General features: G+C 48.0%; 8 protein-coding genes and 1 pseudogene. 4 read left to right on the forward strand and 5 right to left on the reverse strand.

All coding sequences use genetic code 11. The features are described from left to right. Window positions 1-14: 14 nt before the first annotated feature. The 4 genes from ACWP87_RS03945 (at window position 15) to ACWP87_RS03960 (ending at window position 8,016) form a co-directional block, all read left to right on the forward strand. On the forward strand, window positions 15-725 hold the full coding sequence (locus tag ACWP87_RS03945) for an AzlC family ABC transporter permease (RefSeq protein WP_014568901.1): 711 nt from the start codon (window positions 15-17) through the stop codon (window positions 723-725). Then, a complete protein-coding gene (locus ACWP87_RS03950) occupies window positions 712-1,041 on the forward strand; it encodes an AzlD domain-containing protein (RefSeq protein ID WP_005687544.1) in 330 nt (109 codons plus the stop codon). The genes ACWP87_RS03945 and ACWP87_RS03950 overlap by 14 nt, the downstream gene beginning before the upstream one ends. A gap of 251 nt (window positions 1,042-1,292) precedes the next feature. Then, window positions 1,293-3,104, forward strand: coding sequence for a beta-glucuronidase (uidA, locus tag ACWP87_RS03955; protein ID WP_005687546.1), 1,812 nt, complete (start codon window positions 1,293-1,295; stop codon window positions 3,102-3,104). A gap of 433 nt (window positions 3,105-3,537) precedes the next feature. Then, window positions 3,538-8,016 carry an FIVAR domain-containing protein gene (locus tag ACWP87_RS03960; protein WP_014568902.1) on the forward strand — a complete coding sequence of 1,493 codons (4,479 nt, stop codon included), beginning with the start codon at window positions 3,538-3,540 and terminating at the stop codon, window positions 8,014-8,016. Window positions 8,017-8,346: 330 nt separating this feature from the next. On the opposite strand, the gene ACWP87_RS03965 is transcribed toward ACWP87_RS03960, so the two are convergent. From ACWP87_RS03965 to ACWP87_RS03985, 5 genes and pseudogenes are all read right to left on the reverse strand, one after another. Next, window positions 8,347-8,997, reverse strand: a complete 651-nt coding sequence (locus tag ACWP87_RS03965) for a bifunctional 4-hydroxy-2-oxoglutarate aldolase/2-dehydro-3-deoxy-phosphogluconate aldolase (protein ID WP_005687550.1) — start codon at window positions 8,995-8,997, stop codon at window positions 8,347-8,349. Window positions 8,998-9,069: 72 nt separating this feature from the next. Next, entirely contained in the window at window positions 9,070-10,041 is a 972-nt protein-coding gene (locus ACWP87_RS03970; RefSeq protein ID WP_014568903.1) for a sugar kinase, read from the reverse strand. A gap of 24 nt (window positions 10,042-10,065) precedes the next feature. Further along, window positions 10,066-11,464 (reverse strand): annotated as a pseudogene (uxaC, locus tag ACWP87_RS03975) (glucuronate isomerase). Then, a complete protein-coding gene (gene uxuA, locus ACWP87_RS03980) occupies window positions 11,464-12,549 on the reverse strand; it encodes a mannonate dehydratase (RefSeq protein WP_005710812.1) in 1,086 nt (361 codons plus the stop codon). The pseudogene uxaC and the gene uxuA overlap by 1 nt, the downstream one beginning before the upstream one ends. A gap of 3 nt (window positions 12,550-12,552) precedes the next feature. Then, complete coding sequence (locus tag ACWP87_RS03985; protein ID WP_014568906.1) at window positions 12,553-14,187, reverse strand: mannitol dehydrogenase family protein; 1,635 nt, start codon at window positions 14,185-14,187, stop codon at window positions 12,553-12,555. Between the last annotated feature and the right edge of the window lie 87 nt (window positions 14,188-14,274).

Genomic DNA, 14,274 nt, shown 5'->3' on the forward strand with positions numbered 1-14,274 from the left:
GCGGAGGGAACAGGATGAATGATGAGCTGACGATTCGAAGCGGGATTCGCGATGTGATGCCGACAGTGTTTGGGTACATTACTGTCGGAATGGCTTATGGCATTGTGGCGAAAACCGGGCATTTGTCGCTGCTGATGATCGGGTTGATGTCGCTAATCGTATATGCCGGATCAGCTCAATTTGTGTTGGTGAGTATGTTAGCAACCGGCAGTCCGATTGGGGCCATGGTGATTTCAACGGCCTTGATTAATGCGCGGATGAGCCTGATGTCGATGACGGTCGCTCCTTATTTAAAAGATGAATCGATGACTCAGAATGTGCTGATCGGTACCTTGCTGACGGACGAAAGCTTTGCGTTGTCGATGAACAAGCTTAATTACACCGGCCATCATTTAAATGCTCCCTGGTTTCATACCGTCAATGTTGGCGCGTACTTAGTCTGGTTTATTGCCAGTCTTTTAGGGGCGGTGATTGGTGGCTTGATTCCTAATCCTGATAATTTTGGGTTGGATTTCGCAGTTGTTGCGATGTTCATCGGTTTGCTGTACTTGCAGATGATTACGGATCGATCGAAGCCTTTTTTGCGGCATTTAAGTGTGGCCAGTGTCGTTGCCGTCGCGATGGTGGTGCTGGTGCGTTACTTGCCGGGGACAACGGCGATTATTGTCGCAACTGTGATTGGCTGTCTGTTTGGAATGGGGGTGGAACGGCATGCAGAATCCTGAAACATTTGTGGCGATTTTGAGTTGCGGGCTGGCGACATGGTTATTGCGGGTGGTGCCGATTGTCTTGGTAAAACGCATGACGATTCCTAAATGGCTGCTGCATTTTCTCAGCTTTGTACCGGTGGCGATTTTATCGGCAATTTTTGTTGAAAGTCTCCTAGTGATTCACCCCGGACAATGGCCAGGCGTCAACTGGTCGAATTTACTAGCATCGCTGCCTGCTATTGTCGTGGCGATTATAACCAAAAGTCTCTTTGCTGTCGTGGTCGCGGGCGTTGCTGCGATGGCGATTTTACGGCTGCTAGGGTGGGCTTAGCCATTATGGTCATCTTTTAAAAAAGGTGGCTTTTTTTATTTTCTTGATAGCAGCAAAACTTTGATTTAACGGGCATCAGGAAAGCTTTCTTTTAGTAAAAATAATAGCTTCATATTGGGTTAACTCATATATCAGAATTTCTAGTGCCAAATAAAATAGCCATTGAAAAGTTTTACTAAAATAAGTACACTACAAGGTGTAAGCGATTTCAGAAAACGTACTCTTTAAAACTTGAAATGGAGGCTTTTTGCATGGAGACATCGTTGTTATACCCAGTGACCAATGATCAGCGCACGGATCAGAAACTGGATGGACTTTGGCAATTTAAGTTTGATGAAGCTGGAGAAGGTGAAAAGTCCGGCTGGGAGACCGGTTTTCACGATGGCGTTTCGATGCCGGTTCCGGCTAGTTTCAATGACTTCTTTACGGATAAAGCAAGTCGTGAATATACCGGTGATTTCTGGTACAGTCGCAACTTTTTTGTCCCTTCTGCGGCTAAGGGAAAGGCATTGTTTCTGCGGTTTGATGCGGTAACTCACCGGGCCACGATTTTTGTTAATGGCAAAGAGATTCGAACGCATGAAGGCGGCTTTTTACCATTTGCTGCCGATATCAGCGAGGCCGTTAAGTATGGTGCCGAAAATACCGTGGTTGTCAAAGGTAATAACGAATTGTCGCGGGAAGCATTGCCGGCCGGGGATACGATTACACTGCGGAATGGTAAGAAAATGGTACGTCCGTTCTTTGACTTCTATAATTACTCTGGCTTAAATCGCTCGGTTCACTTGTTGTCCTTGCCTCAAGAGCGGGTGTTGGATTACACCACTACTTTTGCGTTAGCTGGCAACGATGCAACAGTGAACTATACGGTTGAAACCAATGGCGATGCGCCGGTAACGGTTAGTCTGGCAGACGCGGATGGCCAGGTGGTTGCGACTGCTCAAGGCAAACAAGGCGCCTTACAGGTTCAAAACGCTCACCTATGGCAGGTTCGCAATGCCTATCTTTATACGCTGACGATTCAGCTTGGCGATGATACCCAGACACCGCTTGATACTTACACCGATCGGATCGGTATTCGCACGATCAAGATTTCCGGAACCGATATTTTGGTCAACGACAAGCCGATTTATCTGAAAGGCTTTGGTCGGCATGAAGATTCACCATTTGCTGGCCGCGCGTTTGACTTAAATGTTGAAAAGAAAGACTTTGCCTTGATGAAATGGATTGGCGCAAACTCTTTCCGGACATCGCATTATCCATATGACGAACAGGTTTACAAGATCGCGGATGAAGAAGGCTTCCTGCTGACCGATGAAGTACCGGCAGTCGGCTTTAAAATGGCCGCCGCTGCTTTTCTTGGCGGGCTGAACCAGTCCTTCTTCAAAGGGCCATGGCTCAAGAAGCTGCATGAACGCCATATTGACCAGATTCGTGATTTGATCAAACGCGATAAGAACCATCCGTCTGTTCTGGCATGGAGTCTGTTTAACGAACCGGATACAATTGATGAAAATGCGGTCCCATACTTTAAACAGATTTTTGACGAATCTAAAGATCTTGACCCTCAAGGCCGCCCGCGGACGTTTACTTTGAGCGAAGATGATACGATCGAGACGTCAAAAGTACTCGACTTCCCAGACTTTTACATGCTCAACCGATATCCTGGCTGGTATCATTTTGGCGGCTATCAGATTTCCGATGGCGAGGCTGGCTTGCGCGATGAAATGGATAAGTGGCAAAAAGCAGGCGTTAAGAAGCCAGTTGTCTTTACCGAGTTCGGGGCCGACACCGAAGCTGGCTTGCATAAGTTGCCAAGTGTCATGTGGACCGAAGAATATCAAGTCGAAGTGCTGAAAATGTTCAGCCGTGTCTTCGATGATTATGACTTCATCAAAGGCGAACAGGTTTGGAATCTGGCTGACTTCCAGACGGTTGAAGGTAACATGCGGGTCAACGGTAACAAGAAAGGTATCTTCACCCGCGATCGCCAACCCAAAGCCGCGGCGTTCTTCTATCATGATCGCTGGAATAAGCTGCCGCTGGATTATAAAGCAAAGTAAGTTTTGGGTGAAAGTATCAGCAGTAACGAAATTCTAATAATAACGTCGTCGGTGTAGACGCAGAATACCAATCTTGGCTGTCCGTAACGGGCGGTAAGATTGGTATTTTTGCGTGCGCGTGAATGTCTAAAGGATGGCCTGACTTAATCCCCCCAAATATCAGCAACTATTTTAATCGACAGAAGATTGACAAACCCTGCTTAAATAGGCCGTAATGGCAAACAATTGGCCTAAACCATTGAAAAACATGCGACAAATTTGGCAAAAATTATTGTTGTTAACCCTTAAACATGTATACTAATATATGAGTTTAACAAGTAAGCGCATTCAGTAAGTGCTTTTATGCACGGTTACTAAAGGGGGTGCCGCGTTCAGGCAAAAAAAGCAATCGGTAAACGCAGACGGAACAAAGACATGGGAGGCAAATACTCAAATGAAAGCAAAGCTGATTGGCTCAAAACCTAAAAGCAGCAGATACAGATTGCTTTGGTCCGGTATTGTCATGGCAATGATGGCGGTATCACTGGTAATATTGCTGACAATACCCGCTGCAACCCGCGCTGCATCGCAAAACCCGGAAGACACGGTTGCCGTTCATCTCGATGGGAACGACATTGCTTCAAACAACACCAACGGCCTGACTTTTAAGGGCTTCGGTGTCCTGAGTGGTAACGGTACTAGTGCGCTGTTAATGGATTATAAATCCGAACAGCCCGATGTTTACGCCAAGATGATGAAGACCTTGTTTGGCGGCAGTCAACCCATTATGACCAATCTCAAACTGGAAATGGGTAATGACCGCAACAACTCCACCGGTTCGGAACCGGCCACCCAACGCACGGAATCAGAAGCTGCCAATGTGACCCGCGATCAAGGGTTCCAGTTAGTGGCAGATGCCAAGAAGATTAATCCCAATCTGAAGGTGACAATTTTACGCTGGAACGCGCCGGGATGGGCCAAAACAAACGATCAGATTTACACTTGGTACAAGAACTCGATTTTGAACGCGTATCGTACATATGGCTATATGGTCGACTATGTTAATCCGGGATTAAATGAGCATAAGCCGGATCTAGCGTGGGCTAAAGAATATGCAGAGCGCGTTAAAACCGATAACACCGGCTTTAAGAATGACACAGAACGTCAACTTTATAACAAGATCAAAGTGGTCATTTCCGATGAGGTCGGTGTTGGTAGTTTTGGTAAGGATATGGTCACCGATTCATCCTTACGAAACGCGGTTACGGCAGCCGGCTATCACTACTCAACCGAAGATGACAGCGCTAAGAACTTCACGGCACTTGCTGATAAGTACGACAAGGAAGTGTGGAATAGTGAAGCTCAGGCCACTTTTGGCAACTCCGACTACCGGCCTAATTCAGGTACCGGAATCGGTGTAGCAGGCAGCTCATTAGAAATGGCCAACACCATTGTGAAAGGTTTTACCGATTCACGGCGGACGAATTTTATCTACCAACCGGCAATTGCAGCTTTCTATGAAGGCGGTCAATATTCATCTAAGAGTGTCCTGCAGGCAACCGATCCATGGTCAGGGTGGACGAATAGTGATGTTGCGATTGATGTGCTTGCCCAATTCAGTAAATTTGCCAAACTTAGTTGGGAAAATAGCGACAATACGTCTGGTATCTGGCGCGCCGTATCTCAGGCAAGTGTTTCCACGGCAACGGGTTCCAATAATGTCAACGGCCGCAACGGTTTGGCTAACTATTTAACCCTTGCTTCACCGGATAAAAAGGATTTTTCCACGGTTATCGTCAATGATAGTAAGTACACGAAGCACTATCAGATCTCGGCTTCCAACATGGCTTATAAAGGAACCCCGACCCTTGAGGAATGGGAAACACGGGCAGCTGACACGACTGCAAAAGATGCGTATGACAGCAATTACCTCAAACATGTTGGTGATGTCCAAGCTGATAGCAAAGGTGTTTATACCGTTACGGTTAAACCATTTTCAATCAAGACGGTCACCACGCTTGATAAGGCAAAGGATTCCGATTTGAACCAAGGTATATCGGCTTCATCGAACAAGCAGCGGACGGTACTTGATACCGATGCCAATGGTAAAGGGACCGACACCTCAGACACGACCTTGTATGCAGATAATTTTGAATATGGCGGTAAGAAAGTTGCAACGCTGAATGCTGATGGCACCAGCAACACCGCAAAGACTGAAGACTTCATAACATCGCGCGGTGGTGACGAAGGCTTCTATCCGTTGTATACATTTAATCGTAATGGGACACTTGAAGGCTACAAGACGACAAATGCCAAGTCAGGTCATTACGTTTTACGCCAGCAGTTGGACTCAACGGTGGTCGAACCGGGCGGGGCTTGGAACGATGGCGATGCGTTGGCATGGATCGGCGACAATCGCTGGATGAATTACAAAGCCAGCACGGATGTCTCATTTGAAGATAAAGGCACCCATGGCAGCGCAAATTATGCTTCGATCGGTGCACGTCAGCAGGCTGATTCAGGCCCGGCAGCCTACCTGAAATTCTGGCAGGATGGCGGCTGGTCATTGCATATCGGCAGTCAGTCAGTTGCAAGTGGCAATGTCGCCACTGGTCAAGGCGGCACCAAGATTTCCGGCTTCGATACAACGAATACGGCTTGGCACAATATTGCCATTCAGGCAGCAGGCAATACCATCACGGCTTCCATTGATGGCCAAAAGGTTGCTGATGGCAAGGTCACGTCTGAGCTTTCCGGACGAGTTACTTTAGGCAGCGGCTACTTCCACACTGACTTTGATAACCTGAAAGTTGAAACTGTCAAAGGCTATACCCCGTACTACTCGCAACAAATCGATGACTTAGAGATGTACGACACATCTGCCACACCAAAACAACAACTGGTTTATAACGATCAGTGGACGCACGAAACCGAACAAGGTATGTACTTGCGGGACCGGACAGTTTCCAAGAATACAGGCGCCGGTGCTACCCTTACGTATACGTTCACTGGGACCGGTCTGGATATTTGTGGCAACAATGATGGCTCAGTGAAGTTGGATGTGACGGTTGATGGCAAACAAGTCGCAACAGATGCTGCAACCAACAAGGCCGACAATCTCGGGCAGACCTACACATTACGAAATTTGAAGTACGGCCAGCATACCGTGACGTTCACTGTCAAAAGCGGTACGTTAGCAGTTGATTATGTCGGTGTCGTCCCAAGTGACACCATTGCCGATTTCAGCAAGCTGCAAACGGCTTACGATAAAGTCAAAGATGTCACGAACGCCGATAACAAGTACACGTCATCAAGTTGGACATCGTTTCAAAAAGTTTTATTAGCAGCAAAAAATGTCCTTGCAGACACGACGGTTTCACAAAACGATATTGATACGGCCCTCAAAAACCTCAACACAGCATATGCCGCCTTGGCGCTTAGCCCAGACAAGACAAAACTACAAACGGCTTATGATAAGGCAAAAGCTGTGACTAACCCAAGCGATAAGTACACGGCCGCCAGCTGTAAAGTATTCCAGACCGCATTAACGGATGCGCAGTACGTTCTCGCTAACGCCAACGCAACTCAAAATGATGTTGACAGCGCCTTGAAGAATCTAAATCAGGCAGCCTCTGATTTAGTGCTGAACCCGGCCAAACCAGATAAGACGAAACTTCAGGCTGCTTACGATAAGAATAAGGCGGTTACGAACCCAGACGACAAGTACACAAGTGAAAGTTGGCAGGCATTCCAGACGGCGTTATCAGATGCGCAAAAGGTTCTTACCGACACCAACGCAACCCAAAATGATGTCGACAACGCCTTGAAAAGTCTGAACCAGGCAGCCACTGACTTAACGTTGAACCCAGCAAAGCCAGATAAGACGAAACTTCAGGCTGCATACGATAAGAATAAGGCAGTTACGAATCCAAACGACAAGTACACGAGTGATAGTTGGCAGGCATTCCAGACGGCGTTATCAGATGCGCAAAAGGTTCTCGCTAACACCAACGCGACCCAAGACAGTCTTGATACAACCTTGCAAAAATTGAATAACGCTTATGCTGGCTTAAAGCTTAACAGCCAGAAACCAGATAAGTCGGCACTACAGACGGCTTATGACAAAGACAGTACAGTGACCAACCAAGCTAATAAGTACACGACCGCAAGTTGGACAACCTTCCAGTCAGCACTTGCTAATGCGAAAAAAGTGTTGGCAGACACTGACGCGGTTCAAGCAGATGTTGATACGGCTTTGCAGAAGTTAAATGATGCTTATGACGGCTTAACCCTTAGCCCAGATAAATCGGCATTGCAAACGGCACTCACAGAGGCACAAACGCTCAGTCATTCAGCAGTAACTGGCGACCACGAAGGTAACTACCCAGCAGATGCGCTTAAAACCCTCCAGGTTGCGATCGACACCGCCAAGAAAGTCGCGGATAACCCTGATGCTTCAAAAGATGATATCGACACTGCAGCATCAACATTAAAACAAGCGGTCACAGCCTTTAAACAGACCGTTGTAACCGTCAGCCGCGACCAACTGACTCAGCTCGTCACCGAGTCGCAAACCTTGCGTGCCGATGATTACACCCAAGACAGCTGGACGCCTTATCAGCAAGCAGTAGCAGCAGCACAAAAACTGTTAGCAGGTAAGCCGAGTCAGCAAGAATTAGATGCAGCCGCAACCGCACTGAAGAAAGCCAAAACCAGTCTTGTCGCAGCGCCAACAGGTAAGCTGCCATCAACAGGTGATGCTTCATCCGAAAGTGCCAGTTCTAGCGAAGAAACAGCTTCTTCATCAACAGCCAAGTATCCAAGTACAGGTGAAGCACAGCTGTCACTGGCCGTTACGATGGCAGCAGTCGTTTTCCTCATTGGCATCAGCGGCTTTGCATGGTTCTTACACCAGAAAGGGAAAGCTAAATAATCAAGCACGTAAAGCGAACGACTAGATAAGCTTAAGACCCCTGACTATGGAAGATCAAAACTAAATAAAGAGGCTCTAGGGACGATTGAAGTGTCCCTAGAGTCTCTTTTTGGCTGATGGTCAAAATATAGAGATGAAAAATACTGGAAAAAGTGTCGCAGCCATCTCCAAGGTAATGACTACCCAAAATTGTCAGCAAACGACGCTTAACATACCAAGAATAGTATTTGGAGATATAACTAAAAAACACTTGCCGGGAGTGTCCTTCATGGCAAGTGTTTTTGGTAGTTAACAAAAGTAGATCAGTCGTTTATGGTGATAGTATTTTCTTTACTTACCAGCCCGAATGGCATCAAGCTTAGCCCGATACTTCTTAGCTGTAGCAGTGACGCCGGCATAGTCGCCGGTTTTGGCTGCGGCGGTGAGGTTGCTGCCGGCACCGACTAAGGTAACGCCGGCATCGAACCAAGTTTCGAGGTTATCAAGCGACACACCACCGGTTGGCATAATGGCCAGCTGCGGGAATGGGCCGTGAAGTGCTTTGACCATAGCCGGACCAGCAACACTACCAGGGAAGACCTTCACGAGATCGACGCCGGCTTCAAGCGCGGTTTGGATTTCGGTTGGGGTGAAGCAGCCTGGGGTGTAAGGAATTGAATAAAGGTTGCAGATCTTGGCAACGTCAGCATTGAAGCTTGGGCTGACGATGAACTTGGCGCCGGCAATGATGGCCAAACGCGCGGTTGCAGGATCAAGAACCGTTCCGGCACCGATCAGGACGTCTTCACGGTCACCATACTTTTCACTGAGTTCATCCAATGCCTTGTCAGCATGCGGGACGGTGAAAGTAAGCTCAATACCCGTAACGCCGCCAGCAATCACGGCATCAACGGTTTTGACCGCTTCATCAGCATCGTCACCGCGGACAACGGCGACACAGCCGGTGTTAATTAAGCGATTAAGATAGTCATATTTTTGCATGGGTGTTTTTTCTCCTTAGACGTGTTCTGTAGTGAAGAAAATCAAATGGGATGCTTAAAAGAATTGAGTGTCTCACGCGCGCTCAGTTTTATTAAGACTGGTTTGCATGAACTTGTCAAGCTGTTGTCGCGTTGGGTAACCGGTGTTGTCGCCAGGTGATTGAATCGCTAAGGCACCGATAGCATTACCGCGGCTGGCTGCTTCGGCCGGTGAGCGGCCTTCCAGGATGGCGCTGATCACACCTAATGCAAAGCCATCGCCTGCGCCCACCGTATCGACAATGTGTTCGGCCGGAAAACTTGGCAGTAACTGTCCAGGCACATCACGGCCTAACAGATACGCACCTTGTTTACCGACTTTGACAATGACCAGCTGCGTTTGCTCACTTTGATTGAGATAGAAGTGAGCGATGGTTTCCGGATCATCACTGCCGACGAGAATTTTTCCTTCTGCGGCACCTGGCAGCACGATCGATGCACTTTTGGCCAACGAATTAATCGTTGTCACCATGGTGTTCTGATCAGGCCATAGTGCTGGGCGCAAATTGGGGTCGAACGTGATCAGAATGTGATTGCTGATCAAACGTTTCATCAGCCGCTTCGTTGCAGCCAGCGTTGATGCTGAAGCGGCTGGGAAGATACCGGTAATGTGGGCAAGTTTGACGCCGGCCAAGTCAATCCGATCAATCGCCGCGGGATCAAAATGCGCTGCCGCTGATCCTGCCCGCAGATAGTAGGTGTTAGGATCGCCATGCGTCACACGCGCCTTGAACTCGATGCCGGTTGGATAACGTGAAGTCGTGGTTACATTGTCGCAACCGATGCCGGCTGCTGTGAGTTGTTGGCGAATGAAAATGCCATTCGGGTCTTCACCGAGATGCGTAATGTACTCGACGGAATGGCCGAGTCGACTCAATCCAACGGCAACATTTAACTCAGCGCCGGCCAGATACTTGGTAAAATGTTTGGCGGCCGCTAATGGAACATCTGCTTCTTCAGCGGCAAAGACGACTAGCGGTTCACCGATTGTCAGGCATTCATTCACGTGTGATCGTACTCCTTTAAGCGTTTAATCGTTGTTATTGTCGTAGAAACCAAAGTAGTCATGCGCGTTCCCATAGCTGATATTCTTGATAATCCGGCCAAGGGCATCAAGGTCATATGGTACTCGACCCTGTTCAACCAGTTCACCATAGAAGTTGCACAGTACCCGACGGAAGTATTCATGCCGCGGATAAGACAGGAAACTACGCGAATCTGTTAACATGCCGACAAAGTTTGGTAACAGGCTTTGTTGCGCAAAAGTCTGAAGCTGCCGATGCATCCCTTCAGCCGTATCATTAAACCACCAGGCAGCACCTAATTGCAGGTGTTGTTTATCGCCTTGGCCAACGAAGCTTTGTAACATGGTGATGAGTGGTAGCCAATCATTTGGATTCAGGGAATAGAAGATCACTTTTGGCAGTGGGCCACGCGCGTCCATCGCTTGGAAAAGATCCCGAAACTCGCCGACCAAATCAGGTTGACTGCCCATCGCATCGAAGCCGGTGTCGGGACCGATCTTTTTCAAGTTCGGTAAGCTGAGACTGCGATCAACATTGGCATGGAACTGCATCGTCCAGTTGAACTCCCGGTTGAGATCCATCAGCATTTCCACAAGTCCGGTGAGATACTGATCATTTTCAACATCACTGACTGGCCGGTTTTCAATGCCTTTCTTGATAATGGTATCAAGTGCTTCTTGATCGACTGGGCGGTAGTGGAAGCTGTTGAGGCCGTGGTCAGAAAGGTGGCCACCATGCTCGGCAAAGAAGGTGAAGCGTTGTTTCATGGCTTTCTTCAAGGAAGCAAAGTCGGTGATTTCAACGCCTGCTGCTTTGCCAAGGGTTTGTAAGTAGTCGCCGTAAGTATTGGCACAGATCGCCATTAACTTATCAGGGCGCATCGTTAGCAATGAGTTCGTGGTAGTGCAAGTCGCTGGCTGGATCATCGGTGGTGCAGACAACTTCGACATGACTGCGCCGAATCAACGCGCGCGGCGTAAACTCAGGGGTAGCCAGTTTGGCGTTGGTGAGATCCCAGACCTTTTTGGCGGTGTCACGACTCAATACCAGATCACTGCCGAAGAAACGGCGCAGTTCGAGGTGGGTCCATTCAAACACAGGGTTGCCCCAAGCATTTTCCATGGTTTTGCACCAGGCGACAAACTTCTCGTAATCATCGCCATCGCCAGTGATGAGTTCTTCAGGGACACCATTAGCCCGTTCCAGGCGCCACTTGTAGTGATCGCCGTATGTGCCTTCGTTTAACCAAATGCGGGTGATGTTCTTGAAGTTACGATTTTCATAGATTTCCTGCGGGTTAAGATGACAGTGAAAATCAATAATCGGCAGGTCAGCAGCATATTGATGAAATAGTTGCTTAGCCGGCTCATTGGTTAAGAGAAAATCATCGTCCAAAAAAGCCATTACTTTGCGCTCCCTTTTTCTAATGCTTCCCAGAGGCCGTTTAGATAGGTGATGCCTAAAGCACGATCGTATAAACCATAGCCAGGGCGGCCATTTTCGCCCCAGATGTTGCGGCCGTGGTCAGGACGGATGTAGCCATCGTAATCAAGGTCATGCAAGGCCTTCATGATTTCGTACATATCCAGCGAACCATCCTTGGAAAGGTGATCGGATTCGTGGAAGTCGCCTTCTTTGTTGATGAACTTGATGTTACGGGCGTGGATAAAAGGTGCCCGATCTTTTTTGACAAATTCACGGATGATGGCTGGTACATCGTTGTTTGGATTTTCGCCTAAGGAACCGGTGCAGATGGTAAACCCATTGTACCGAGATTCATGCATGCCTTCAATGATCCGCATGTCTTCAGCGTTCTTGTAAACCCGCGGCAAGCCAAAGAGTTCGCGCGGCGGATCATCCGGGTGCATGGCCATGCGAACGTCATACTTTTCACAGGTTGGGATGATGGCATCAAGGAAGTACTTCATGTTCTCGCGTAACTTAGCGGCATCAACGTCAGCATAAGCTTTGAATAAGCGTTCGATTTCAGCCAGACGTTCCGGTTCCCAGCCAGGAAGAACATAGCCTTCTGAGTTGTTACGAACCGAATCGATAATATCGTGTGGATCGTCTTTTAGATATTGATGTTGAAAGGCCATGACATTGCTGCCGTCTTCTAGCTGATAGTGGAGATTGGTCCGCAGCCAGTCAAAGATCGGCATGAAGTTGTAGCAAATGACCTTGATCCCATATTCGGAAAGGTTCTTGATGGTTTCCTTGTAGTTTTCGATATACTTGTCGCGTGATGGCAAGCCAATCTTAATGTCATCGTGAATGTTGACGGATTCGATGACTTCCAGTTTTAAGCCGGCATCTTCAACTTGTTTCTTCAGTGCGGCAATTTTTTCCTTGGGCCAAACTTCACCTACCGGAACATCGAAAAGCGCACCGACAACTTGTTGCGTACCGGGAATCTGACGAATTTGCTGTAAGGTGATGGGGTCATCTTTTTCGCCGAACCAGCGAAAACCCATTTTTAAATCTGACATAAATTAAAGCTCCTTTTCATGATCTTGACGAAATTGTTCAAGGGTCTTAGTCACTGCACCTGGGCCGGCAATGAGTTTCTTGAAGTCGGCTTCTACTTGGTCAGCCAAACCGATTTGATAAAGGTCGTGGCCAAAGATCTGGGCATTGCTCAAGATTGGCTTGAGTGCGGCGTGGACATCGGCATCACTACCTAACTTGATGTCGGCAACATATGGCTGTAACTGATCCAATAATGGGTCGCGGCTTGGGGTGAAGTCGTTACCTTTATCATCCAATGCCATCAGGTAACGGCACCAACCGGCAAGAATGAGCGGAATTGCCTTAAGCTGCTTAACGCTTTCAGGATCCTTGTCCAAGTAGTGCTGGATCGTCACGCCATAACGAATTGGCAATTTCTGGGACGTGTCGCTGGCAATCCGTTGCGGGGTATCGGGAATATTCTTGTTTGGCAAGCGCTTGGTGACCAGCTGATCCAGAAACTTCTTAGGATCGATAATCTTAGGATCCTTCACAACTGGCAGATCTTCTTTATAGCCAAGGTACTTGATCAAAGTGAGCAAATTAGGATTTTCAACTTCAGCAGCAATTGACGTGTAGCCAAGGAGGTTACCATAAATGGCCAAAGCCGTGTGCAATGGATTCAAGCAAGCGGTGACCTTCATCTGATCGGCATCGTTAACGGTGTCGCGATCGGTGAGGATGACACCGGCATTTTCCAGCGCCGGACGACCATTTGGGAAGCTGTCTTCAATGACGAGGTAGTGGGTTTCTTCCGTATTACCAAATGGCGCAATATTGGTGTGCTTAGGTGTGTGCACGATGGTGGTGTCTTCAAAACCTTCTGCCTTAAGTTTGTCGGCAACGTTTTGCGCCGGGTTCGGTGTGATCCGATCAATCATGGACCATGGGAAGCTGACTTGCTTAGGATCGGTCAGATAATCGATGAAGCCTTGGGTGACCGTCCCGTGTTTAGCCCAGCCCTTGGCAATTGTCAAAATGCCGTCTTCATAACGTTTGCCGTTTTCAGAGAAGTTGTCAGTGCTGACCATGGCAATTGGCTTGGCACCGGCTTCGTAACGTGCCAAAAGTAGGCGCGCAATGGCCCCCATATTGGTCGTCGCATCATCTGGCTTACCTGCGATATCAGCTTCGGCAGCTGGTGTCAGTTTGCCGTTGATATCAGTCAGTTGATAGCCTTTTTCGGTAATGGACATCGTAACGAGTTGCAGTGAAGGCTTCGTGAAGATTTCTTTTAAATGTTCCCAGCCTTCAGGATTGGTCTTGTTGTAGTAAATCGCTTCGGCAACACTGGCTATCAGTGTCTTATCAAGTGTGCCGTCTGGTTGCATAACCACTTGCAACACGCGATCGTTATATGGCTTGTAGATATCGGCAGGCACATCGCCATCATAAGTTTCGGCAACAACCACACCAGACTTTAAGCTGCCATTATTGAGCAAGTCCTGCGCAATCTTGGCATGAAAGCAGCGGAAAAGATTGCCGCCGCCGAAGTGAACCCATACAGGATTGGCCTCAGTTGTCTGTTTCATTTGTTCTTGGTCGAATTGCGGAACAGCGATACCAGCCGCTTTGAAATCAGCAGCCTTTGCTTGATAATCGTCGGTTAGCTTAACCAAAATGATGAACCTCCTTATATATTAATATATCAGTTTCACACACTTAATATAGCACGTGCGGGTTAAAATGGAAAGCGCTATCAGAAT

Source organism: Lacticaseibacillus sp. 22 (genome assembly GCF_055413445.1).

What these genes read in the sequence shown, in the direction of transcription:
- ACWP87_RS03960 (WP_014568902.1), top strand. Translation starts at nt 3,538, where the DNA reads ATGAAAGCAAAGCTGATTGGCTCAAAACCTAAAAGCAGCAGATACAGA.
- ACWP87_RS03965 (WP_005687550.1), bottom strand. Translation starts at nt 8,997, where the DNA reads ATGCAAAAATATGACTATCTTAATCGCTTAATTAACACCGGCTGTGTC.
- ACWP87_RS03950 (WP_005687544.1), top strand. Translation starts at nt 712, where the DNA reads ATGCAGAATCCTGAAACATTTGTGGCGATTTTGAGTTGCGGGCTGGCG.
- uidA (WP_005687546.1), top strand. Translation starts at nt 1,293, where the DNA reads ATGGAGACATCGTTGTTATACCCAGTGACCAATGATCAGCGCACGGAT.
- ACWP87_RS03945 (WP_014568901.1), top strand. Translation starts at nt 15, where the DNA reads ATGAATGATGAGCTGACGATTCGAAGCGGGATTCGCGATGTGATGCCG.
- uxuA (WP_005710812.1), bottom strand. Translation starts at nt 12,549, where the DNA reads ATGTCAGATTTAAAAATGGGTTTTCGCTGGTTCGGCGAAAAAGATGAC.